Genomic DNA, 25,218 nt, shown 5'->3' on the forward strand with positions numbered 1-25,218 from the left:
CCGGCGCAGATACGCCTTGCCTCGACGCGTTCCCCGCTGCACATTACGGGAAGAGAGGTGATGAATCGCGCCATGCGCACCCCCCTCCTTGCATGCCTGATCGCCGCCGCCGTGGCGCTGCCCGCCGCGGAAGCGCACGCACAGTACCCCTTCGGGAAGAACAAGATCCAGTACACGGCGAAGGACTGGAAGGTCATGGAGACCGAGCATGTCGACATCTTCTACTATCCAGACGAGGAGGTGCTCGCCGGGTTCGTCGCCGGTTTCGTCGAGGGGGTCTACGACGAGTACTCCGCGTACTTCCGTGTCGATTTCGAATCGCGCATTCCCGTCATCCTCTACGGCACCCATCACGACTTCAAGGAAACGAACGTCATCCCCTACATCCTCAGCGAGGCGACGCTGGGCTTCACCGAGTTCATCAAGGGACGCGTCGCGCTTCCGTTCACGGGGTCCTACTACGATCTCGAGCGGGTGTGCCGGCACGAACTCGTCCACGCCTTCATGCTCGAGAAACTGCGCGTGGTGATGCAGTCGCACCGGCGGTACACCTACCAGCATCCGCCCCTCTGGTTCACCGAGGGGCTCGCCGAGTTTCTCGGGAAACGCGAACAGGACAACGAGGCGCACATGTTCCTGCGCGACGCGGTCACGGGAAACCGTCTCGTTTCGCTCCCGGAGATGTGGCGCATCGATGGATCGTTCCTGATGTACAAGGAGGGCGAAAGCGCGCTGCACTACCTGGCGACGCGATTCGGGCGTGAATCCATCGTCGTCCTCCTGGAGAACTGGTGGAAGAGCGACCGCTTCGACATCCTTCTCCGCAAGACCATCGGCATCGGCCAGGCGGAGCTCAGCGAGGACTGGGAGGAGTATCTCAGGCGGCGGTACTTTCCCGCCGTGCTCACGCGGCGCCGCGCGGACGAAGCCGGCACGATGCTCTCCGAACCCGAACGCTCCTTCGACAGCCATCCGGCGGTCCTCCTCGACGACGAGGGGCACGAGCGGTATTTCTGCCTCGGTTTCGGGCTCGGCACGATCGATCTGAAGGAGCTCCGGCTCCGCGAACGGGGAAGACGGCGGGGAGAGGGAAAGTCGAGGACGATCATCCGGGGCGGCGGCTCGACGGCCTTCGAATCGATACCGATCCTTCGCAGCCACGTCTCCGGGCGCGGAGACACCCTGCTCTTCGTCGCGAAGACGGGCGAACGGGACGCGATCTATCTCTACGACCCCTTCGAGCGGAAGACGATCGAACGTATCGAGGTTCCCGACGCGCGGATGCTGAATTCGCCATCGCTGTCGCGCGACGGGAGATCGGTGGCCTTCTCGGCGATCGACGACCACGGACGCACCGATCTCTACGTTTATGACCGCCCCTCGGGCAGAACCAGGCGCCTCACCGACGACGTGTACGACGATCTCCATCCAGACTGGCATCCCGACGGCCGCTCGCTCGTCTTCTGTTCCGACCGGTGCGACGGCGGAATGCGCGGCTCGTCGGCGCTCTTCACGATCGAGGTCGAGACGGGCAGGATCGAGCAGATCACGGACGGCTCGTATCGCGACACCGATCCGCGATGGCTCGACGACGGCCGCGGCATGCTCTTTTCCTCCGACCGCACGGGGGTCGCCGACATCTGGCTGCTCGAGGACGGCGTCCTCTCACGGCAGACGGGAACGATCGGGGGGCTCTTCAATCCCGTGCCCTGCCCGGACGGCGCCCATTTCCTCGCCTCCGGATTCTCCGGGGGGAGCTACCGGATCTATCAAATGGCCTTCGCCGAGACCGCGAGGGAATCGAAGCGGAACGAGCCGGGCATCTGCGGGATCGGCTGGACGCCGGTTTTGGCGGACTCGTCCATCGAGCGGGGACGGCGCGATTACCGCGCGCAGTTCGGGGTCGATTTCATCGGCGCCGCCTTCGCCGTCGATCCCGATTACGGCTACATGGGGAACGGCGCCCAGATCTACATGACGGACATCCTCGGCGACCACCAGTTGATGTTCCTCTTCGGCAGCGCCTCGGACGATTTCGACGACTTCTGGACCCGCCTGAACGTCGCCGCGACCTACTACAACCAGTCCGACCGGCTCAACTGGGCCGTCGGCGCCTTCCACCTGGCGAGCTACATGGGAACGTTCTACGACCTGCTCCGCTTCGAGCGGAGATACGGGGTGGTCGCGGCCGTCTCCTATCCCGTCTCGAAGTTCACGAGGATCGAGCTCTCCGGCGTGTTCAAGGGGATGGAGCGGGACGACGACATCACCTTCCTCGGCCTGGAGAACGGGAAATCATGGCTCGTATCGAGTTTCCTCTCGCTCACGACCGACAACATCGTCTGGTACGTCGGCGGTCCCCTCAAGGGGCACCGGATGAACGTCGCGCTGGGAAACACGATCGATCTCGAGGGGCGGGGGTACGAGAGCACGACCCTGAACGTCGACCTGCGCAACTACCAGAACATCGGGAGGCGCATCGTCTTCGCACAGCGTTTCGTGAGCAGGAGCGCATGGGGGAGCGACCTCCAGCTCTTCTACCTCGGGGGCTCGTGGGATCTGAGGGGATACGAGTTCCGCGATTTCGCCGGAAAGAAGACGATGCTCTTCAACAACGAGATCCGTTTCCCGCTCCTCGATCGCCTGCTCGTGCGCCTGCCCTTCGGGCACATCGATTTCCCGCTCTTCAGGGGCGCCCTCTTCTTCGACACGGGACGGGCGTGGGACTGGATCGAGGACACCGGCTGGATCGGAAGCGTCGGCGCCGGAGTGGAGATGAACCTTGGCTACCTGCCCGTCATCCGCCTGAATTTCAGCCGGCGAACCGATTTCAGGGAGATCGAGAAGAAGTACCGGATCGGGTTCTTCCTCGGATTCAACTTCTAGGCGACGCCAAATCCTCCCCGAGCCCGCGCGCGATCACCTCGAGGGCGATCGAGTGCCGGTTGAAGGGAGCGCTGACCTGGACGCCGGCGACGAGCGGACGGATCTCACGCAGTATCCCGGACGCGATGCTCACGCCCTCGGCGACGGCCGCGTCGCCGCTGCCCGCCTCGCGCATGCGGGCGAGTATCTCGCCGGGCACGCTCACTCCAGGCAGCTCGTTGTTCATGAATTCGGCGTTCCGGTAGCTCACGAGGGGCCAGACGCCGGCGATCACCGGCAGGGCGCGCGGCGCCATCGCGTCGATGAACCGCCGGAGCTGCATGACGTCGAAGATCGGCTGCGTAACGACGAACTCCGCCCCGGCCTTCACCTTCCAGGAGAACCGATGCATCTCCTCCTCGGCGTTCACCGCGCCGGGATTGGCGCCGACGCCGATGTGGAAGGCGGTTGGCGAGCGGAGCCGACGCCCGCCGATGTCGCGGCCCTGGTTCAGCCCGTGCACGACGTTCGTCAGGCCGATCGAGTCGATGTCGAAGACCGATGTCGCGTCGGGGTAGTCCTCCGTGCGGATGGGATCCCCCGTGATGAGGAGGATGTTCCGGAGGCCGAGTGCGTGGGCGCCGAGAAGGTCGCTCTGCATCCCGAGGATGTTCCGGTCGCGGCAGCAGTAGTGGAGAACCGTCTCGATCCCGGCCTCGCGCTCGACGAGGACGGCGAGAGCGAGCGGGCTCATGCGGCTCGTGGCCCGCGGGCTGTCGGGGATGTTGATCGCATCGATCCCCGCCGAGCGCAACTCGGCGGCGGCGGCGATGACGCCGGAGGGGTCGCTGCCGACCGGGGGGACCAGCTCGACGAGACGAACGAATTCGCCCGCGGCGACGCGGGCCGCCAGCGCGGATTTCTCCTGGATGGGGACGGGGGACAGGTCGGCCTCGTCGGTCAGGGACGGCCGGTCGACGTGATAGGAGGTCTTCGACGGCCTGACCGTCTTCAGCGCCTCCCGGATCGCCCGGATATGCGCGGGGGTCGTCCCGCAACAGCCCCCGATGACACGCACGCCGACCCGGGCGAACCGGCGCGCGTATTCGCCGAGGTACTCGGGGGAGGTCATGTAGATGTTCCGCCCCTCGACGTTCTGCGGAATACCCGCGTTGGGCTGCGCCGCGATCCACGTGTCGACGGCGCGGGACATCTTCTCGACAGCGTCGAGCATGATCTTCGGTCCGACCGAGCAGTTGACCCCGACGACGTCCGCGCCCCATTCCACGAGCCTGACGGCGAACTCGTCCGGTTCCGTGCCGTACAGGCCGAGGCCGTCCCGCTGCAGGGTCATCAGCGCGACGACGGGGACGTCGGCGACGCGCCTGACGCCGCGGATCGCCTGGTGGATCTCGTTCAGGTCCGCGAAGGTCTCGAGGACGAAAAGGTCGACGCCGACGGACATGATCGCCTCGGCCTGCTCGGCGAAGGTGGCGGCGGCCTCGTCGTTCGACGTCGGTCCCCAGGGCTCGATCCTGATGCCGAGGGGGCCGATCGATCCCGCCACGAGCGCCTCCCCGCCGGTCGCTTCTCGCGCGATCTCCACGCCCCGCCGGTTGATCTCGGCGAGGCGGTCGTCGAGACCGTGGAGGGAGAGCTTGCATCGGTTCGCCCCGAAGGTGTTCGTTTCGACGACCTCGGCTCCCGCCTCGACGTACTCCCGGTGGATTCTCTCGACGAGGCGGGGATTGGACAGATTGATTTCGTCGAAGGAACGGTTGATGAAGACGCCGCGCTCGTACAGCATCGTTCCCATCGCGCCGTCGAACAGGACGATCCCTTCTTCGAGCAGTTCGAGAAAACCGGCCGGCATTGTCGCCCCCCGCGTGTGGCGGGCCGACGGGGCCCGCTTTTGAAATTGACCGGGACTCGGAGAGTATACTATCTTGAATTCCCGGGAGACAACCCACTTTGCCGCGCCGTAACGGAAAGAAACGAAAAGGAGTGCGATGCGCTGGTCGAAGAGCTGCATACCGACGCTCAAGGAGACGCCCCACGAAGCGGAGATCGCGAGTCACATACTCATGGTGAGGGCCGGCCTCATCAAGAAGCTGACGTCGGGGGTCTACACCTTCCTGCCGATCGGGCTCCGCGTTCTCAGGAACGTCGAACGCATCGTGCGCGAGGAGATGGACGCGATCGGGTGCCAGGAGGTCGCGATGCCGATCCTCCACCCGACGGAGATCTACGAGGAGAGCGGCCGCCTCGCCACTTTCGGCCCCGAGCTCTTCAAGGTCAGCGACCGCAAGAAGCGCGTCTTCGCGCTCGGTCCGACCCACGAGGAGGTCGTCACGCTGATCGCGCGCGACGAGATGAAGAGCTATCGCGATCTTCCGCAGACCATCTACCAGATCCTGGTGAAGTTCCGCGACGAGATCCGTCCCCGCTTCGGCGTGATGCGGGCCCGCGAATTCGTGATGAAGGACGCCTACAGCTTCAACGCCGACGACGAGTCCCTCGACGAGACCTACCGCGCGATGGAAGGCGCCTACCGGCGGATCATCGAGCGGTGCGGTCTCCGGTACGCGATGGTCGAGGCCGATTCCGGGTACATCGGCGGGAACGAATCGCACGAGTTCATGGTCCTCGCCGAGACGGGGGAGGACGTCATCCTGAGCTGCGAATGCGGTTACGGCGTGAACATCGAGCGCGCCGCGCCGCCGGCGCCCGCGGATGCGGCCGACGCCGGCCTCGATCCCTTCCGCGAGGTAGAGACGCCCGGCGCCGCGACGATCGACGAGGTCTCCGGTTTCCTCGGGGTCGAACCGTCATCGCTCGTCAAGACGCTCCTCTACCGGACGAACGAGAAGAACGTCGCCGTCCTCGTTCCGGGGGACAGGGACGTGAACGACCTGAAGCTGGGCCGGGTTTTCGACGACCCGGAGATCCGCTTTCTCGAACCGGGAGAGATAGCCGAACTGACCGGCGCGCGCGTGGGATTCTCCGGCCCCGTCGGGCTGCCCGGGGGAACCGAGATCGTCGCGGACCGGCTCGTCGCGGGATATCCGTCGATGATCGTCGGCGCGAACCGGGACGATCGGCATCTCGTCGGCGTCGTCGCGGGGAGGGATTTCAGCGTCGATCGATACGAGGATCTCGCCGGGGCGCGCGAGGGGGACGCCTGCCCGCGGTGCGGCAGGCCGATGACGGAAAGCAACGGTGTCGAGGTCGGGCACATCTTCAAGCTCGGCACGAAATACTCGGCCGCGATGAACGCGACGTTCCTCGACGAACAGGGAAAGGCACGCCCGTTCATCATGGGATGCTACGGATTCGGCATCTCGCGGATGGTCGCGGCGATCATCGAACAGCACCACGACGACGACGGGATCGTCTGGCCGGAGGCCGTCGCGCCCTTCCAGGTCATGATCCTGCCGGTGAACGCGCGTGACGAGGCGGTGATGGAGGCGGCGTCGAGAATCGAGAGCGAGCTCGCGGAGGCGGGGATCGAGGCGCTCGTGGACGACCGGGATCTCAGCCCGGGCGTGAAGTTCAAGGATTCGGAGCTCGTCGGCATACCGCTGCGCATCACGATCGGCAGGAAACTGCGCGACGGCGTCGTCGAACTCTTCCACAGGGACACGAGACAGGTCGAGGACCTGCCCGTGGAAGAGGCCGCGAGAACGGCGATCAGACAAATCGGGTGATCTGCGTCAGGCGACGTTCCGGGAGAGCCTCGACTTGATCCGCGCGGCGGTACGGTGATGGATGATCCCCTTCTTCACCGACTTGTCGATGACGGAGGAGACTCGCGGGTACTGCTCCTTCTTCGCGTCGGCGCTCTCGAGGGACCTGAAGTCCTTGATCGCCTTGCGGAGCTGGGAGCGGTGGTTCCTGTTTCTCAGGCGCCGGATCTCGTTCTGGCGCATCCGTTTCCATGCTGACTTGTGGTTCGGCATCGTTTCCTCTCACCTCCGATTGGAAGCCCTAACATACAACAGGGGGAGGGAGTTGTCAAGCGCGCGCATCGATAATCTCAGGAAAACGGCGAAGCGCCTTCCGGCCTCCCCGGGCGTCTACCTGATGAAGAACGCCGCCGGGCGGGTCGTGTACGTCGGCAAGGCCGGGAAGCTCTCGAACAGGGTGCAGAGCTACCTCCAGGACGAGGCGGGGCTAGACCCCAAGACGCGCGCGCTGATGCGGACGGTCGAGACGATCGATTTCATCGCCACCGGCAACGAGGTCGAGGCGCTCGTCCTCGAGTACAATCTCATCCAGGAACATCGCCCTCGATACAACATCAGGCTGAAGGACGACAAGCGGTATCCCTATCTCAGGCTGTCGGTGAAGGATCCCTTTCCCCGTCTCGAACTCACGCGCGAGATCGCTTCCGACGGCGCCGAATATTTCGGCCCCTACACGGACGTCAGGGCCGTCCGGCGCACGATGGATCTGATCGGACGCCTCTTCCCGCTCCGGAAATGCCACACGGCGACCTTCTCGACGGCGAGAAAGCGCGAATGCCTCAATTTCCGGATAGAACGGTGCCTCGGGCCCTGCACGGGCAGGGTCGACGAAAAGGAGTACGGACGGCTCGTGCGTTCGGTCCGGCTGTTTCTCCGCGGACGGAACACCGAGCTCCTCGAAACCCTCGGGAAGAGGATGAAGACCCTCGCCGCGGCCATGCGATACGAGGAGGCCGCGGTCGTACGCAACCAGATACGCGGCATCGAGCGTATCACCGAGCGCCAGTACGTTTCCCTGCCGTCGGGAGGCGACGAGGACGTCATCGCGATCAGGAGGGAGGGGAACAGGGCCTGCGGCGTCGTGATGAAGGTGCGCGAGGGCCGGTTGCTCGGATCGGAGGCCTTCCTGTTCTCCGCTGATGCCGCGGCCGGGGACGCCGAGGTGCGCGAGGCGTTCGTGACGCACTACTACCGCCGGTCGACTGACATTCCGCCGCGGATCCTCGTCGACGGCGACCTGGCCGACGGCGGGATCGTCGAACGGTTCCTCTCCAAACGGGTGGAGAGACGGGTCGTCGTGCATACGCCGAAGCGCGGCGGGTCCGCCCGCCTCGTCGGCCTCGCCGCGAGCAATGCGGCCCTGAAGCTGCTGCCGCCCGCGAGAACGGAATCGGCCGCGCTCCTTCGCGAGGTCCGCACCGCGCTCGGCCTGCCCCGTGAACCCGAGCGCATCGAGGCCTTCGACATCTCGACGATCCAGGGCAGCGACGCGGTCGGTTCGATGGTGACCTTCGTGAAGGGGCGCGCGAGCCGTTCGGGATACCGCCGCTTCCGGATCAGGACGGTCGAGGCGAGCGACGATCTCGCGATGATGGAGGAGGTCGTCTACCGGCGTCTCCACCGGCTGAAGGAGACGAGGGACCGCACGCCCGACCTGCTGCTCGTCGACGGAGGAACGGGACAGCTCGCCGCGGCGAGACGGGGGATGGACCGGGCGGAGGTGACGAACATCCCCGTCGTCTCGCTCGCGAAGAAGCGCGAGGAGATCTTCCTGGAGGGGGAAAAGAAGCCGATCAGGCTGTCGCGGCGCTCGCCCGTGCTGCGCCTGCTTCAGCGGGCGCGCGACGAAGCCCACCGGTTCGCGGTGGAATACCACCGTCGTCTCCGCGGCAAGCGCCTGGTGACGAGCGAGATCGACGGGATCCCCGGTATCGGCGAAACGCGAAGGATCCAGCTTCTCATCGCCTTCGGGAGCGTCGAGCGGCTCCGCGAGGCGACGGTCGAGGAGATCGCAGCGGTGCCCGGCATCGGACCGCGAACGGCGAGGAGGGTCCATGAGCACCTCTCCTGAGGGAGGCGGCGCGCCGATCGCCCGCCTCGTCGATCTCTACCTCGATCATCTCGCCGCGGAGCGGGGACTGAGTTGCCTGACCGTCGAGGCCTACGGCGGCGATCTCGCCCGGTACGCGGCCTACATGAGGTCACGCGGCCTCGACGGCCCGTCCGGTATCGATCTCGATTCGACCCTCCGGTACATCGCCGGGCTCGACGCGGCGCTCAGCGGCGCGACGAAATCGAGGATCATCTCGGCGATCCGGGGATTTCACCGGTTCCTCTACGTCGAGGGCGTCATCGACCGTCTCGAGACGGCGGAAATCGCGTCGCCGAGGGGCCGGCGGCGCATCCCATTCGTTCTCACGCAGGAAGAGACGGCGCAGCTGCTCGATCGGCCGGGAGAGGACGTTCTCGGCCTGCGTGACCGCGCGCTCCTCGAGACCGATTACTCGACGGGGATGCGGGTGTCAGAGCTCTGCGGCCTCACCCTCGAACGCATCGACACCGAGCAGCGTCTCGTACGCATCCGGGGCAAGGGGGGACGGGAGCGGATCGTGCCGGTCGGCCGCCGGGCGTTCGAGGCCCTCGGGCGATACCTCGCCGAATCCCGGCCGTCGTTGCTGCGCACGCCGACGCCGTACGTCTTCCTCAACTACCGAGGCGGCCGCCTCTCCCGCGTCTCCTTCTGGAAGATGCTGAAGAAATACGCCGTCGAGGCGGGGTTGCCGGCCGAGACGACGCCGCACACCCTTCGGCATTCATTCGCCACGCATCTCATCGAAGGCGGGGCGGATCTCCGGGCCGTCCAGGAACTGCTCGGCCATGCGAGCATCGCGACGACGCAGATATACACGCGACTCGACATGGACTACCTGCTCGAGGTCCACCGCACCTTCCATCCGCGGGGATAGGACGGCGTCCCGGGGACCGAAAGAGTTGACATGAAACCCCGTTTTTCGTAGCATAATGCGTCCGTGCGGCGTCGAGGCAGCCGGCCCACGAAAAACGCCTGGAAGGTATATATTCGTAATGAGTTACCACGTTCGCCTCACCCAGTTCGAAGGGCCGCTCGATCTGCTCCTGCACCTGATCCGCAGGGACAAGATCAATGTGTACGACATCAATATCTCGCACATTACGCGCGAGTATCTCTCCTATATCGAGATCATGCAGGAACTCCAGCTCGAGGTGGCGGGGGAGTTCTTCGTGATGGCGGCCACCCTGATGCGCATCAAGGCGCAGATGCTGCTTCCCCGCCGGCCGGTCGGCGAGGAGGAGGAAGAGGACCCGCGGGAGGAACTCGTCAGGAATCTCCTGGAATACAAGAGATTCAAGGAGGCCGCGAAAAATTTCAAGGAGATGGAGGAGGACCGGCGACTCGTCTTCACGCGCCCGCCGGCGGATCCGCCCGAGGATGTCTCGGGGGAACCGCCGGAACTCTCCGTCTCCCTCTTCGACCTGATCGAGGCCTTCCGGAAGGTCATGGACGATCTGCGGAAGCAGACCCCGTTCAGGATCGAGAAGGAGAGCTGGACGATCGAGGAAAAGCGCGAGGCGATCGGACGCCGGATCCGGGAAGGATCGGAGCTTCTCTTCAGCGAGCTCTTCGGGCGCGGAACGACGCGGATCGAGATCATCGTGACCTTCCTCGCCCTGCTCGAGATGGTTCGTCTCGGCGAGGTCGTCGCGCGGCAGATGGATCGGGGCGGCGGCATCTGGTTGTATCGGCCCGGCGATGCGCCTCGGCCAGGCCCCGGGGAGGAGACACGGGATGACGAGGGATAACACCGGCGATCCGATGCCGACCAGCCGTCTCGAACGCGATATCGAGGCGCTGCTCTTCGCCTCGGACGCGCCGCTTCCGGCGGCGCGGATTTCCGCCATCACGGGCGATACCCCGACGAAGGATATCCGGGAGGCCATCGGCGCGCTCGAGCGCTGGTACCGGGGCAGCTCCCGCAGCTTCGGAATCGTCGAGGTCGCGGGGGGATACCAGCTCACGACGCTTCCCGAGTACGCCGGGATCGTCGGCAATCTCTTCCGCGCAAGGCGCAAGATGCGCCTTTCGCAGCCGGCGCTCGAGACGCTCGCGATCGTCGCGTACAAGCAGCCGTTGAGCAGGGTGCAGATCGAGGAGATCCGGGGAGTGAACTGCGACGGCGTGATATCGACTCTCGTCGAGCGCGAGTTGATCACGATCACCGGACGGGGCGAGGGCGTCGGCCGTCCCTACCTCTATTCGACGACGAGGAAGTTCCTCGAGTATCTCGGGCTCAAGGATTTCAGGGATCTGCCGGCCCTCGAGGAACTGGAGAAGGAGATCGAGAGGATCGATCTCATCCCGGCGCCAGAGGCGGAGGGTGCCGCGCCGGAAGGCGAGGAAAACGATCCGGCGGACGCCGACCGCGGCGCACCCCGGGGAGGTGGCGGAGAGACGGAGACGGCATGAGTGGACCTGTCAGGATCAACCGCTTTCTCGCATCGGCGGGACTCGGCTCCCGCCGCTCCTGCGAGGAGCTGATCAGGCACGGACGGGTCACCGTGAACGGCCGTGCGGTCGAGGGACTCGGAGACACGGTCGATCCGGAACGGGACCTCGTCACCGTCGACGGCACGCGAGTCGAAATCGGGGAATCGACGGTCGTCCTCGTCCTCAACAAGCCGACAGGCGTCCTCAGCACCGTCGAGGACACGCACGGGCGCGCGACCGTGATCGATATCGCGCGCGAGGCCGGATGGACGGCGCGCGTCTTTCCCGTCGGGCGGCTCGACAAGGAGACCTCGGGCGTCATCCTGTTGACCAACGACGGGGAGTTGACGCACCGGCTCACCCACCCGCGATACAAGGTCGAGAAGACCTACCGCGTGGTCGTCGAGGGCGACATAAACGACGAATCGGTCGCTTCCGTCGCCGCGGGCGTCAGAACGAGAGAGCTCGTGACGATGCCGTGCCGGGTGACGGTGATCTCGCGCGGCGGCGGCGAAAGCGAGCTGGAAGTGACGATCAGCGAAGGAAAGAAGCGCCAGGTGAGACGGATGTTCGCCGCCGTCGGACACGCCGTGAAGAGGCTGCACCGGTCGACGATCGCCGATCTCGCGTTCGAGGACGTGGCCTCGGGTGCGATCAGGCCGCTGACCGCCGAGGAGGAGAAGAAACTCAGGGACCTCACCGGCCTGCGGTGAGGAGGAGGAGATGACCGCATGGATTTCAGGGATCTGCTGCTGCCGCACCTGAGGAACGTCAGGCCCTACATCCCCGGCAAGCCGGTCGAGGAGCTCAGACGCGAACGGAATATCGAAGGAGAGATCCTCAAGCTCGCGTCGAACGAGAACCCGAACGAGCCGATCGAGGCGATCCGCCTGGCGATCGTCGAGGAGATCGCCCAGCTCAACCGGTACCCGAACTCGGGGTCCTATTACCTCGTCCACGACATCGCCGCCCATCTCGGCGTCGAACCGGAGCGTATCTTCGTCGGCAACGGCTCGAACGAGATCCTCGACCTGATGGCCCGGGCATTCGTGGGACCAGGGGACGAGATCGTCTATCCCTACCCGAGTTTCCTCGTCTACCCGATCGTCGCCCAGCTCTCGGCGGCGAAAGCCGTCGAGGTGCCCCTCGAGAACCACACGATCGATCTCCAGGCCGTTCGAGAGGCGATGACCCAGAATACGCGGATGGTCTTCATCTGCAATCCCAACAACCCCACGTCGACCTACATCGGCCGGAACGACGTCGAGCGCTTCATGAACACCGTCCGGGAGGAGACGATCATCGTTTTCGACGAGGCCTACTTCGAATACGTCACGGCCGACGACTACCCCGACACGATCGCCATGATAACCGACCATCCGAACATCGTCGTCACGAGAACCTTCTCGAAGATATACTCGCTCTCGGGTCTCCGTATCGGGTATGCGGTCGCCGACCCGGGCTTCGTGGAATGCATGCATCGCATCAGGCAGCCCTTCAACGTCAACAGGATCGCGCAGGCGGCCGCGCGTGCGGCGATCGCGAACGCCGACAAGGTGCGCGAGATCGTCGAGGAGAACAGGCGCGAACTCGAATTCCTCACCGCGGAGATGGAGAAGCTCGGATTCGAGGTGCCGCCGTCGCAGACGAATTTCATCCTCGCGTTCCCTCCGGCGGGCACGTCCGGTCTCGCCGACGCGCTCCTCGACCGCGGCATCATCGTCCGGCCGATGAAACCCTACGGCCTCGGCGAGGAGACGATCCGCGTCTCCGTCGGCACTCCCTACGAGAACCGGCGCTTCGTCGACGTTCTCCGCGAGGTCCTCTGAACGCGGGCGGGATACTACCACCGGCGGGCGAAGGGTCGCCGGCCGATGGAGGCAGGACGACGATGCGGGAAGACGGCAACGGCATCATCCGGCGCATGATCATCACCCTCGACGGCCCGGCCGGTTCGGGGAAGAGCACGACGGCGCGCCTTCTCGCCAAACGGCTCGGACTCGTCTATCTCGACACGGGAGCGATGTACCGGGCGGTCACGCTCGCCCTCGAGAGGCGCGGCGGCGATCCCGGAGACGCGGACGCGGCGACCGCCGCCGCGCGGGAATCGACGATCGAGTTCAGGACCGTCGACGGCGCCCCGGCATGCCACCTCGACGGGGAGAACGTCGAGAAGGCGATCCGCGGACCGGCGGTTTCCCGGAACGTCTCGCCGGTGAGCCGTCATGCGGGCGTCAGGCGCGAAATGGTCCGTCTGCAACGCGCGATCGGCAGGCGGGGAGGCGTCGTGGCAGAGGGACGCGACACCGGGTCGACCGTGTTCCCGTGGGCGCACCTCAAGGTCTACCTCGTTGCCGACATGGACGCCAGGGCGAGCAGGCGGCTCAATCAGAACCGGTACCTCGGGCTGGATGGCGATCTCGATTCCGTGCGGGAGAACCTCGCGTCTCGCGACCGCATCGACTCGGGACGGGAGCACAGTCCGCTCGTGCAGCCGGCGGGCGCGATCGTCGTGGACACCTCCCGGGTGACGATCGACGAACAGGTCGCGATGATCGAGGAGGAGGCCCGGATGGAGGCGGAGCGGCTCGATGCCCTGGCCGTTCCTTCAGGCAAACGCAACCGGAACGCCCGCATGCGGGTGTACTTCCGCCTCTCGCAGATGCTCGTCAGGACGATCGCCAGAGTTCTCTTCGGACTCCGCATCGTCGGCGCGGAGAACCTGCGGTGGCGTGAACACTACCTGTTCGCATGCAATCACATCTCGTACGCCGATCCGCCCGTCGTCGGGTGCGCGCTCGACCGGGAAACGTGGTTCGTCGCGAAGAAGGAGCTGTTCAGCAACCGTCTGTTCGCCTGGCTTATCCGCACGTACCACGCCATCGAGATCGATCGCGACGGGTTCGACAGGCGGGCGCTCCAGCGCATCCTCGAACTCCTCGCTTCGGGGGAATCCGCCCTGATGTTTCCCGAGGGAACGCGCTCGCGCACGGGACGGCTCGGCACGGTGAAGAGCGGCCTCGGCATGATCGCCATCAAGTCGCGCGTTCCGGTCGTGCCGGTCTACGTGACCGGGACGAACGCCCTCCGAGCGTGCATCGCCCGCCGGCGACGGCTCGAGGTGCGCATCGGCCCGCCCGTGCGCATTCCGCCAGGCTGGGAACCGGAAGACCGCAAGCAGGCGTACGCCACCTTCGCGAGAATGGTGCAGGAGGAGATCGGGATGTTGCGAGATGACGCGACGGCTTGAGATCATACGCTCCGAGCATACCGGGTACTGCTTCGGCGTGAAGCGCGCGATGAGGCTGATCGACGAGGGCCTCGAGGCCGGAGGCGGGGAGATCTGCACGATCGGCGACGTCATCCACAATCCCCAGGCCGTCGAGCGGCTGCGGAACCGGGGGCTCGTTCCGGTCCGTTCGCTCGACGAGGTGGGGGAGGACGGCGTGCTCGTCATCCGGGCGCACGGCGTCGATCCGGCTCTCGTCGAGGAAGCCGGACGCCGTGGAATCGGGCTCATCGACACCACCTGCCCCTTCGTCCTCCGGAGCCAGAACTACGTCCGCCGCCTGCACGAGGAGGGCGTACCGGTCATCATCATCGGCGACGCGCGTCACCCCGAGGTCCAGGGGATCGCGGGACGGGCGGGTGAAGACGCCGTGATCCTCGACGACGAATCCGCCGCCGCGGACGTCGGTCCCTACGAGCGGGCGGGAGTGGTCATCCAGACGACATTCGCACGCGAGAAGGCGATGGCGATCACGGAGGCCCTCCGCGAACGGGTGCGGGATCTGCGCGTCTACGACACGATCTGCCAGGCGACCGTCCTCCGTCGCGAGGCCACGAAGCGCCTCGCGGGCAAGGTCGACCTGATGCTGGTCGTCGGCGGTCGAAGCAGTTCGAATACCAAGCGGCTCTATCGCATGTGCGTCGATCTCGGTGTGCCCACTGAATTTATCGAGACGGCGGACGAGATCGATCCCTCCTGGTTCGCGGGCCGGCGGATCGTCGGCCTCGCCACCGGCACCTCCACTCCGGACTGGATCATCGAGGAGGTCCTCGACCGTCTTTCGCGCCTTTCCGGCGAGTGACGGAACGAGGGGATTTCCCTTGCGGTAAAACCGCTGACGTCATATCATAATAGACCGTTTTACATTCCTTTCAGAAAGGGGAGAACGTCAGATGACGGACGAAACATTCTCAACGCAGGAACAGGGCCCCGAGGATCTCGGGAAAACAGGCGAAAGCGAGGGCAGCACGTCGACGAAAGCCGGCACGTCCGGCTCGTACCTCGACATGTTCGAACCGGTCCCGGCCGAGGAACTCGACGAAGACGGCAGGATGGACGAGGACTGGGAGACGATGTACAAGGAGATCACCGAGAAGGCCGATACGCTTCGCGAAGGCAAGATCGTCAGCGGCACCGTCTACGCCGTGAACGACAAGGAAGTCATCCTCGACGTCGGATTCAAGAGCGAGGGGACGATTCCCTACAACGAGTTCGTGAATTGCGAGGAAGTCAAGCCCGGTGACGTCTTCGACGTGTTCCTCGAGAAGATGGAGAACCAGGACGGCCTGATCGTGCTCTCCAAGGAGAAGGCCGACTTCCTGAAGGCGTGGGATACGATCAAGGAATCCTACGACCAGATGCGGGTCGTCACCACGAAGGTCGACCGCCGCATCAAGGGCGGGCTCGTCGTCAAGCTGCTCGGCGTCGACGCCTTCCTGCCCGGTTCGCAGATCGCTCTCAGGCAGGTTCCGAACCTCGACGAGCTGATCGGCGAGGAACTCGAGGCCAAGATCATCAAGCTGAACAAGCGGCGCCGCAACATCGTCGTATCGCGCCGCGTGGTCCTCGAGGAGGAGCGGGAGAAGAAGAAGAAGAAGCTGCTGGCCGAGCTGCAGGTGGGCGAGACGCGCGAGGGCGTCGTGAAGAACATTACCGACTTCGGCGCATTCGTCGATCTCGGCGGCATCGACGGCCTGCTGCACCTCACCGACCTCACCTGGGGCCGCGTGAGCCATCCCTCCGAGGTCGTGGCGATCGGCGACAAGCTGAGCGTCAAGATCCTCGATTTCGATCCGGAACGCGAGCGGATCTCGCTGGGCCTCAAGCAGCTTACCCCGTACCCGTGGGAGGGCGTCGACGAGCGCTACCCGGTCGGCAACACGATCCGGGGCAAGGTCGTCTCGATCACCGATTACGGCGCCTTCGTCGAGCTGGAGAAGGGCGTCGAGGGACTCATCCACATCTCGGAGATGTCCTGGACGCGCCACGTCAAGCACCCGTCGAAGATCGTCGCGATCGGCGACACGGTCGAGGCGGTCGTCTTGAACGTGGACAAGGAGCACGAGAAGATCTCCCTCGGACTCAAGCAGCTCGAGCCCGATCCGTGGAAGCAGCTCGAGGGCAAGTACCCTCCCGGCACACGCCTGAAGGGCAAGGTCCGGAACCTCACCAATTTCGGCGCCTTCGTCGAGATCGAGGACGGCATAGACGGCCTCGTGCACATCTCGGACATGTCCTGGGCCAAGCGCATCCGCCACCCGTCGGAAATGGTGCGCAAGGGTGACGACATCGAGGTCGTCGTTCTCGATATCGACAGCGACAAGCGGCGTATCAGCCTCGGCATGAAGCAGACCCGCGAGAATCCGTGGTCGGCCCTGGCCAAGGAGTACGGCATCGGCACCGAGGTCGACGGGACGATCTCCCGCATCCTCGACCGCGGCTGCGTCGTGGAGCTCCGCAACGACGTCGAGGGTTTCGTGCCCCTGTCGCATCTCGGCATCGACAACCTGAAGAAGCCGACGGAACACTTCGAGCCGGGGGCGAAGCTTCCGCTCAAGGTCATCAAGATGGATCCGCAGAACAAGCGGATCGTCCTCAGCGTCAACGCGTGGCTCGAGTCGCGCGGACCCGAGGAGGCCGCCGAATTCGCCGGCCGGTTCCCGAAACGGGAACTCCCGCCGGAGGAGGAGGCCCCCGCCGGGGGTGGCGTCGCCTCGGAGGACGACGACATCGACTTCGACGACGATTACGATGTTGAGGAGTCGAACGTCGAGGCCGCATCCGACGAGGAGATCGTCGACGAGGACGAGGAAGCGGACGCGGAAGACGGAGCCGGGGAGGACGACGACAAGTCCTGACGGACCGTCGCGATCGCACAGTCATCTGCCGGAGTGAGGGTGGGGGTTCCACCCTCATTCCTTATCGGGAAGCCATGAGCGAACGAAGATCGCGAACATTCGCTGTCGCGACGCTCGGTTGCAAGCTCAACCAGTACGAGACGGAGTGCGTCCGGGAGTCGCTCGAGAAGGCGGGGTGGGTGTTCCGCAGGTTCGAGGAGGGCGCCGAGTTCTACATCATCAATTCATGCACCGTCACCGGGAAGACGGATGCGCGAACGAGGAATCTTGTCCGTCGGGCGCGCCGCGTCTCGCCGGGAGCCTTCATCATCGCCACCGGGTGCCTCGCGGAGACCGAACCCGAATCGCTCGAGCGTCTCGACGAGGTCGATCTCGTCGTCGGCAACGCCGGCAAGGCGTCGCTCCACCTCGTCATGGAGCGCATCGTCGAGGCGGGCGACGACGCGGACATACGCGAGACGGTCGACCGGTCGGCGGGCCTCGAACCGGTGTTCATCACGAGATTCCACGGCCACTCGCGAGCGTTCGTCAAGATCCAGGAGGGGTGCGACGCCTCCTGCTCCTACTGCATCATCCCGCGGGCGCGCGGCCCGCATCGCAGCGTCGGCCAGGCCGCCGTGCTCGAGCAGGTCCGATTGCTCGCGGACGGCGGCTACGGCGAGATCGTGCTCACCGGAATACACATCGGCCGGTACGGCACGGATCTCCCGGAGCAAACCGATCTCGCTCGTCTGCTCCGACGGTTGCTAGACCGCGTCCCATGCGTGAGATTCCGCCTGAGCAGCATCGAGCCGACCGAGGTCACGCCGGACCTTCTCGACATCGTCGCCGGTTCCGACCGGATCGCCTCGCATCTGCACATCCCCCTTCAGAGCGGCGACGACCGGATACTCGAGGCGATGAAACGCACCTACGATACCGGGCGCTTCCGCCGGGGGATCGAGGCGATCAAGGAACGAAACGCATCGATCGCCGTCGGCACGGACGTGATCGTCGGATTCCCCGGCGAGACGGACGAGAGCTTCCGGCGCACGTACGCCTTCCTTTCAGACCTGCCCGTCGACTACTTCCACGTCTTCGGATATTCGCGGCGCCCGGGGACGCCGGCGGCGTCGATGCCCGGACAGGTCGACCCGGCGATACGGAAATCCCGGAGCGGAAAGCTCATCCGTCTCGGCGGGCGGAAACGCCTCTCCTTCATGCGCGAACGGGTCGGCACCGTCGAATCGGCGCTCGTGCAGGGGCCGGCGCACCGTTTCTCGCGCTTCGCGAGGGCGGTTACCGGCAACTACGTCGAGATCTCCGTCCCGCGCGACCGGGGACGGATCGGAGCGCTCGCGCCGGTTCTCGTCACCCACTATTCCAGGGGAAGGCTCTACGGGCGCATTCTCGGCGGGCAGGCCGAGGCGGGCATCGGCGGGAAGGAACGGAGGCGATGAGCGCGCCCGAGGTCTGGTACGAGAGCTACGGCTGCCAGATGAACGCCTACGACACCGAGGTGATCGAGGCGATCTTCTCGGGCAGGGGCTGGAAGCGCGCGGCCGGGCCGGAATCCGCCGATGTGATCGTCGTCAACACATGCAGCGTGCGCGAACATGCCGAGACGAGGGCGATCGGACGGCTGCACGATCTCGCGAGGCACGGGAACGCCGTGATCGCGGTCTGCGGCTGCATGGCCCGGCGCATCGGCACGGAACTCTTCGAGATCGAACCGCGCATCCGCATCGTCGCCGGACCGGACGCCTACGACCGTCTCGCGGGGGCGGTCGAGGAGGCGCTGTCCGGCGGCGGGACCTTCGCGCTCCTCGAACGTGACCACGGCGTCACCTACAGGCTGCCCGGGTCCACCGGGGAGGAGCGCGTCACGCGCTATCTCTCGATCACGCGGGGTTGCGAGAACTTCTGCACCTACTGCATCGTGCCCTATCTCCGGGGGCCCGTCCGCAGCAAGAGCCCGGAAACGGTCGTCCACGAGGTCGTCTCGCTCGCGCAAAGCGGGGCGCGCGAGGTGACGCTGCTCGGCCAGAACGTCATGGCGTACGACAGGGACGGCGTCGATTTCCCGGGCCTCATCGCCCGGATCCTGCGGGAAACCGACGTTCCGCGCATCAGGTTCCTCACGACGCATCCGCGTGACGTCGATCGGCGGATCTTCGAGCTGATGGCGAACGATCCGCGCGTCTGTCCGCACCTGCATCTTCCCTTCCAGGCGGGAAGCGACAGGCTGCTCGAACTCATGAATCGGGGGTACCGGCGAAGCGACTACCTCGCCATCGTCGAGGAGGGCCGGCGCATCCGTCCCGACATCGCCTTCACCACCGACGTCATCGTCGGTTTCCCGACGGAGACGCGCGGCGATTTCGAGGAGACCCTCGATATCGTCGAACAGGTCAGGTTCGACGCCGCCTTCACGTTCCGGTATTCCCCGCGTGCGGGGACGGCGGCGGCCGACATGGTCGACGACGTTCCAGACGGCGAGAAACGCGAGCGTCTCGCCGAGCTCAACGAATCCGTCCGGCGCATCCGGGGCGAGATCCTCGCCGGACTCGTCGGGACGGAGACCGAAATCCTTCTTGACGCTTCGGTGGAAAAAGGCGAAACTCGATATCTCAAAGGAAGAACGGTGCATTTCCGAAACGTCCTCGTTCCCGCGGAAGGGCTGCGCGTCGGGGACTTCGCCAGGGTGAAACCGGGCAGGCTTCGCAACTTCACGCTGATCGGCGAGGTTGCGGCCGGGAGGTAGCAGGCCATGTGGATCTTCCGCGGTGTCGTCGTGCTGATCGGCGCGATCGTCCTGATGTCATTCTTCATGGCGAACGCGCACAAACCGATCGACTTCAAGTTCCAGATCTGGCCTCTCGTCGACAAGGAATATTCCGTCGAGGTCAATTTCGTCATGTTCGTCTCCTTCGTGAGCGGAATGATCGTCTGGGCGATCGGCGCCTGGGTGCGAGAGGCGCAGTTGCTCGTCCGGCTGGGACAGTCGAAGCGGGCGATCGCTCGTCTCGAGGAGGAGATCGCGGATCTCAGGAACATACCGATCGAGGAGGCGGCCGGGCCGGAAGACGACGGCGTGATGTAGGCCGCGGAAAGACGGGCTCGAGATGACCCTGCAACAGATACTCTTCGTCATGTTGTGCGCGGCGACGGTCGTTCTCGCGACCGTTCTGTTCGTCCAGGGGCGACGGAGACGCACAAAGCGCCGATCGCCCTACGTCGAGGCGCTCTACGCCCTCATCGACGGCCGGCGGGGCGATGCGCTGAATCTTCTGACGCGGGCGGTCAGGAACGGCGAGACCGATCCGGACGCGTATCTCCAGCTCGGAAATCTCTTGAGGGAGCGCCGTCAGCCCGACAAGGCGCTGCAGATACATCGCGGGCTGGCCGTGCGCCGCGATCTCGTCTTCGAGGAGGAGAAGGCGGTGCAGATCGCGATCGCCGAGGACCTCGCCGCGCTCGGGAAACTCGATCGGGCGGTCCAGACGCTCGAGGCCGTCATGAAGCGCCGGAAGGATCCGGAGATCGTCAGGGCGCTCCATGCCGCCTGCCACCGCGCGGGAAACCACGACCGGGCATTCGCCATGTTGCGAGAGCTCGCGAAGACCGACCCGTCGATCGACCGGAAGGCGCGCGCGGGATACCTCGCGGCCGTCGCGTCGGAGAGAGCGGCGGCCGGAGACGCCGACGAGGCCCGCCGCCTCGTGGACCGTGCTCGCCGCGAGTTCGGCGAGAGCGTTCCGGCGCTCTGGATCGCCGGCCGTATCGCGCTCGAGGCAGGGGACACGAGAGGCGCGATCGACGCCTGGAAGATCCTTCTCCGCGTCGACCCGGGATCCTTCCGCGAGATTCTCCCCCTCCTCGAGAAGGCGCTCTTCGATTCGGGACGGTTCGAGGAGTTCGGAAAGGTCCTCCAGGATCTCGTGTCGAGACATCCGGGACATCCGGGGATCGTCGCGGCTCTCGCGGCCTTCAGGGAGAAGAAGGGGGAGGCCGACGAGGCGATCCGCATCATCGAGGACGATCCCGATGTCGCCAGGGATCCCGTCGCGGGCACGCGTCTCGCCCTTCTCTATCTCGACTCGGGCAGAACGTCGGATCTCCGCGCGCTGCTCGCCGGCCTGAACGGCGCGGTGCGGTCTCCGATCGAATGGCGTTGCGCGTCCTGCGGTGCCTTCGCGAGCGTCCCCCACACGTATTGCACCGCCTGTTCCGGCATCGGCACCTTCGTGAGACATGAAGACGACGACATGGCATAGACGGGTCGCGGCGGCGGCGGCGATTCTCGCGTTCCTGGCCGCGATGGACGCCGATGCGAGCGTCAGGCGCATCAGGCAACTCGTCGCCGGGAAGCGATACGAGCAGGCACGCATGGAGCTCCTCGACGAGATCGGCGGGCTCGGCGGAAACTCGCGCTCCGAGGGATTGCTGCTTCTCGCCGATCTCGAGACCGATCCGGCCCGGACGATCGCGCTCTACGAGCGTGTCATCGAGGAGGGACGCCCTCGCGAGGCGCTCCGGGCTCGAGTCGCGATCGGCAAGATCAGGTACGCGTCGGGAGAATACCGCGAGGCGGCGAGGATCCTCTCGGAGCTTCCGGCGGGCGGAAACGGCGGCGACAGACTCGAAGGCGTCTATTTCCGCGCGCTCTGCTGGAAACGTCTCGGCGATCTCTCGCGTGCTCGGAGGGATCTCGAAACGATCGACCGGGGCCCGTTTCTCTACTGGAGCTATCTCACCCGCGCCGAGATCGACATGCTGGAAGGCCGTATCGCCGATGCCGTCGAACGGTACGAGACGGTTGCGAGCAGCAGATCCTACCCCTTCGCGGGCTTCCGTCTCGGGGAGTGCTACGAGATACTCGGCGAACGCGAGAAGGCGCTCGACGTGTACAACACGATACTGACGCAGTTCCCCAGGTCGCTCGAGGCCCCGAAGGCGAGGGAGAAGATACAGATGATCGGTTACGCCGGATCCGGGGGCGAACGGGCCGGCCGGCGTGAAAAGACGACCACCAACGCGTTTTCCGACGGTTCAGAGGATCTCCCGGGCGTCGGATTCACCATACAGCTCGGGGCGTTCTCCGAGCAGGAGAACGCGGAACGGTTCGCCGCCGAACTCCGCGATCTCATCGACGGGTTGCGCATCGAACGGATCGAGCGCGGCGGAAGGACCTGGCACCGGATCCGTGTCGGCCGATACGGGACGCGGGAAGAGGCCGAGGCCGCCGCAGCGCGCATAAAGAACGAGACCGGTTACTCGAGCAAGATTCTACCGCTGGGATAGATGGCATCCAGGCAGACACCGCTGATGGTCCAGTACCGGGAGGTGAAGAAACGCCACCCGGACGCGATCCTGTTCTTCCAGGTCGGGGACTTCTACGAGACGTTCGAAGACGACGCCCGCGAGATATCCCGCATCCTCAACATAGCCTTGACCTCCCGCGACCGAGACAGCGAGAATCCCGTCCCCCTCGCCGGCGTTCCCGTACACGCCGCGGAGACGTACATCTCGCGCCTTCTCGGCGCGGGCAAAACGGTCGTCGTCTGCGACCAGGTCGAACAGCCCACGGCCGGAAAGAAGCTCGTCAGGCGCGAGGTGGTCGACGTCGTCACGCCGGGCACCACGCTCTCGCCGTCGACGCTCGACGAGCGCGAGAACAACTTCGTCGCCGCCGCCGTCGTCGTGCGCGAGCGATGCGGGTTCGCCATGCTCGACCTCTCGACGGGGGAATTCGACGCGGGCGAAAACACCCTGGCGGCCGCGGAGAACATCCTCGCGGGCTACCGGTTCCGGGAGGCGGTCGTGCCCCGGGGCGGGGAGGAGGCGAAGCGCCTTCTCTCGACGGGCGACGGAGACTGCTCGTTCCGCGAGATCGACGACTGGCGTTTCGGCGCCGAGGAGGGGAGACGGGTCCTCCTCGAGCATTTCGCCGTGGAAAACCTCGTCTGCTTCGGCATCGACGACGAACCGCTCGCCGCCGCGGCGGCAGGAGCGCTCCTCGGATGGGTGGGCGAGCTGCGCGGCTCGGGGTTGAAGCATATCACGGGTCTCCGCCGGTTCGCGACGAGCGACACCCTCTTCCTCGACGCGGAGACGCTCCGCAACCTCGAGCTCTTCGATCCGATCCGCGGCGGCGCGGTCGAATCGACTCTCGTTTACCACGTCGACCGGACGCTGACAGCCCCCGGGGCGCGGGTCCTCAGATCCTGGCTCAGGCACCCATCCCGGGCGATCGCGGCGATCGAGGCCCGTCTCGCGGGCATCGACGCGCTCGTCTCCGACCAGATCGCCCTCCGCGCGCTCCGCGGCGCGCTGGGCGGGTTTCCCGACGTCGAGCGGCTTCTCGCGCGCATCAGCGCTGAAAAGGCAGGGCCCCGCGAGCTGCTCGCGCTCTCCGACGCGCTCGGCCGGGCACCGCAGATCGCCGATGCCGTTCGCGGTATCGACACGGCGATCGTCCTCGACGCCGCCTCCGACCTGCGTCTCGAGACCGGCTCATACGAATTGATCCGGCGATCGATCGAGCCCGGCTCACCGCCCCACCTGCGCGACGGCGGCGTCGTCAGGCGCGGGTTCGACGAACGGCTCGACCGTCTCATCGACGACTCGGAGGGCGGAAAACGATGGGTCGCCGCGCTCCAGGAATCCGAGCGAAAGCGGACGGGGATCTCCTCCCTCAAGGTCGGCTTCAACAGGGTCTTCGGATACTATATCGAGGTCTCCCGCGCCCATGCCGACAAGGTGCCCGGAAACTACGCGGCGCGCCAGACGCTCGTCGCCTCGCAGCGATACGTCACGGCCGAGCTCAAGGAGCGGGAGCAGTCCATCCTCTTGGCGGAAGCCAGGCGCGTCGAGCTGGAGAAAACGATCTTCGCCGGGATCTGCCGCCGGATCGCGGCGGAATCGGCGACCCTGCAACGGATCGCCGCCGCGTCCGCGAAACTCGACGTCCTCGCCGGACTGGCGGATCTCGCGATCGAACGGCACTGGTGCCGCCCCGCCGTCGACGACTCGAACGACCTCGTCATCGTCGGGGGTCGTCATCCGGTCGTCGAGGCGCTCGTCGATCGCGAATTCATCCCGAACGACCTCGTTCTCAGGCCTGACGAACGCCAGGTCATCGTCATCACCGGACCGAACATGGGCGGGAAATCGACCTTCATACGTCAGGCGGCAATCATCTCCATCCTCGCCCACGCCGGATCCTTCGTTCCGGCCGACCGGGCCGAGATCGGCTTGATGGACCGCGTCTTCACCCGTGTGGGCTCGAGCGACAACCTCGCGAAGGGACAGAGCACCTTCCTCGTCGAGATGGGGGAGACGGCGAAGATCCTCCACAACTGCACGTCGCGGAGCCTCGTCCTTCTCGACGAGGTCGGGCGGGGTACGAGCACGCTCGACGGACTCAGCCTCGCGTGGGCCGTCACGGAATTCCTGATCGAAAACGAACGCCGACGGCCAAAGACCCTCTTCGCCACGCACTACCACGAGCTCACCCGCCTGGCGGACCTTTACCCCGGGGTCCACAACATGCGGGTCGACGTGAAGGAGTGGGGAAACCGGATCATCTTCCTCTACCGCATCGTTCCAGGCGCCTGCGACAGGAGTTACGGCATCCACGTCGCGCAACTCGCCGGCCTTCCCGCATCGGTCATCCGCCGCGCGGGGGCTATCCTCGATTCCCTCGAGGAGGGAGAGCAGCTCCCCGGCGACGCCCCGGCCGCGGCGAGACAGCCGTCCCTCTTCGATGCCCCCGACCCCCTCAGGGACCGTCTCCTGGCGCTCGATACCGACCGGGTGACCCCGATCGACGCGCTCCGCCTCCTCGACGAACTGCGGCGTCTCGCCCTCGAGACGCGTCGTTGAGGCTCTTTGTTCCGGCGATCTGGCTCGACTCTTGCTTGATATGTCTCCGTACAGTGCTGCGAATGCGTT

General features: G+C 65.7%; 19 protein-coding genes. 17 read left to right on the forward strand and 2 right to left on the reverse strand.

The features are described 5' to 3' along the window. The first annotated feature begins 60 nt into the window (after positions 1-60). On the forward strand, positions 61-2,886 hold the full coding sequence (locus tag JW876_08940; protein MBN1885633.1) for a PD40 domain-containing protein: 2,826 nt from the start codon (positions 61-63) through the stop codon (positions 2,884-2,886). Here the strand turns inward: JW876_08940 and JW876_08945 are convergent. Beyond that, positions 2,876-4,738, reverse strand: coding sequence for a bifunctional homocysteine S-methyltransferase/methylenetetrahydrofolate reductase (locus tag JW876_08945; protein MBN1885634.1), 1,863 nt, complete (start codon positions 4,736-4,738; stop codon positions 2,876-2,878). The genes JW876_08940 and JW876_08945 overlap by 11 nt on opposite strands. Positions 4,739-4,874: 136 nt before the next feature. Between JW876_08945 and JW876_08950 the strand changes: the two genes are divergently transcribed. After that, entirely contained in the window at positions 4,875-6,572 is a 1,698-nt protein-coding gene (locus tag JW876_08950) for a proline--tRNA ligase (GenBank protein ID MBN1885635.1), read from the forward strand. Positions 6,573-6,578: 6 nt separating this feature from the next. Here JW876_08950 and rpsT read toward each other — a convergent pair whose 3' ends face one another. Further along, complete coding sequence (rpsT, locus tag JW876_08955) at positions 6,579-6,824, reverse strand: 30S ribosomal protein S20 (GenBank protein MBN1885636.1); 246 nt, start codon at positions 6,822-6,824, stop codon at positions 6,579-6,581. A 52-nt stretch (positions 6,825-6,876) separates the two neighbouring features. Between rpsT and uvrC the strand changes: the two genes are divergently transcribed. From uvrC to mutS, 15 genes are all read left to right on the forward strand, one after another. Next, entirely contained in the window at positions 6,877-8,682 is a 1,806-nt protein-coding gene (gene uvrC, locus JW876_08960) for an excinuclease ABC subunit UvrC (protein MBN1885637.1), read from the forward strand. Further along, positions 8,666-9,577, forward strand: a complete 912-nt coding sequence (locus JW876_08965; GenBank protein MBN1885638.1) for a tyrosine recombinase XerD — start codon at positions 8,666-8,668, stop codon at positions 9,575-9,577. The genes uvrC and JW876_08965 overlap by 17 nt, the downstream gene beginning before the upstream one ends. Positions 9,578-9,695: 118 nt before the next feature. Continuing rightward, positions 9,696-10,451: a segregation/condensation protein A gene (locus JW876_08970; protein ID MBN1885639.1), complete on the forward strand. Its 756-nt coding sequence runs from the start codon at positions 9,696-9,698 to the stop codon at positions 10,449-10,451. After that, entirely contained in the window at positions 10,438-11,115 is a 678-nt protein-coding gene (gene scpB, locus JW876_08975) for an SMC-Scp complex subunit ScpB (protein ID MBN1885640.1), read from the forward strand. Before JW876_08970 ends, scpB begins: the two co-directional genes overlap by 14 nt. Beyond that, on the forward strand, positions 11,112-11,849 hold the full coding sequence (locus JW876_08980; GenBank protein ID MBN1885641.1) for an rRNA pseudouridine synthase: 738 nt from the start codon (positions 11,112-11,114) through the stop codon (positions 11,847-11,849). The genes scpB and JW876_08980 overlap by 4 nt, the downstream gene beginning before the upstream one ends. 18 nt (positions 11,850-11,867) lie before the next feature. Then, positions 11,868-12,965, forward strand: a complete 1,098-nt coding sequence (locus tag JW876_08985; protein MBN1885642.1) for a histidinol-phosphate transaminase — start codon at positions 11,868-11,870, stop codon at positions 12,963-12,965. 62 nt (positions 12,966-13,027) lie between these two features. Next, complete coding sequence (locus JW876_08990; GenBank protein ID MBN1885643.1) at positions 13,028-14,386, forward strand: (d)CMP kinase; 1,359 nt, start codon at positions 13,028-13,030, stop codon at positions 14,384-14,386. After that, the gene (gene ispH / locus JW876_08995) at positions 14,370-15,227 is read left to right on the forward strand and encodes a 4-hydroxy-3-methylbut-2-enyl diphosphate reductase (protein ID MBN1885644.1); all 858 of its coding nucleotides are present in this window, start codon (positions 14,370-14,372) and stop codon (positions 15,225-15,227) included. The genes JW876_08990 and ispH overlap by 17 nt, the downstream gene beginning before the upstream one ends. A gap of 91 nt (positions 15,228-15,318) precedes the next feature. Then, a complete protein-coding gene (locus tag JW876_09000) occupies positions 15,319-17,283 on the forward strand; it encodes a 30S ribosomal protein S1 (protein ID MBN1885645.1) in 1,965 nt (654 codons plus the stop codon). 74 nt (positions 17,284-17,357) lie between these two features. After that, entirely contained in the window at positions 17,358-18,722 is a 1,365-nt protein-coding gene (gene mtaB / locus JW876_09005; GenBank protein MBN1885646.1) for a tRNA (N(6)-L-threonylcarbamoyladenosine(37)-C(2))-methylthiotransferase MtaB, read from the forward strand. Further along, positions 18,719-20,026 carry a tRNA (N6-isopentenyl adenosine(37)-C2)-methylthiotransferase MiaB gene (gene miaB / locus JW876_09010; GenBank protein ID MBN1885647.1) on the forward strand — a complete coding sequence of 436 codons (1,308 nt, stop codon included), beginning with the start codon at positions 18,719-18,721 and terminating at the stop codon, positions 20,024-20,026. The genes mtaB and miaB overlap by 4 nt, the downstream gene beginning before the upstream one ends. A gap of 6 nt (positions 20,027-20,032) precedes the next feature. Further along, positions 20,033-20,365, forward strand: a complete 333-nt coding sequence (locus JW876_09015; GenBank protein ID MBN1885648.1) for a hypothetical protein — start codon at positions 20,033-20,035, stop codon at positions 20,363-20,365. 22 nt (positions 20,366-20,387) lie between these two features. Then, complete coding sequence (locus JW876_09020) at positions 20,388-21,539, forward strand: tetratricopeptide repeat protein (protein MBN1885649.1); 1,152 nt, start codon at positions 20,388-20,390, stop codon at positions 21,537-21,539. Next, positions 21,517-22,566 carry an SPOR domain-containing protein gene (locus JW876_09025; GenBank protein MBN1885650.1) on the forward strand — a complete coding sequence of 350 codons (1,050 nt, stop codon included), beginning with the start codon at positions 21,517-21,519 and terminating at the stop codon, positions 22,564-22,566. Before JW876_09020 ends, JW876_09025 begins: the two co-directional genes overlap by 23 nt. Then, on the forward strand, positions 22,567-25,149 hold the full coding sequence (gene mutS / locus JW876_09030; protein MBN1885651.1) for a DNA mismatch repair protein MutS: 2,583 nt from the start codon (positions 22,567-22,569) through the stop codon (positions 25,147-25,149). The last annotated feature ends 69 nt before the right edge of the window (positions 25,150-25,218 follow it).

The organism is Candidatus Krumholzibacteriota bacterium (genome assembly GCA_016931295.1).
Lineage (GTDB): Bacteria > Krumholzibacteriota > Krumholzibacteriia > Krumholzibacteriales > Krumholzibacteriaceae > JAFGEZ01.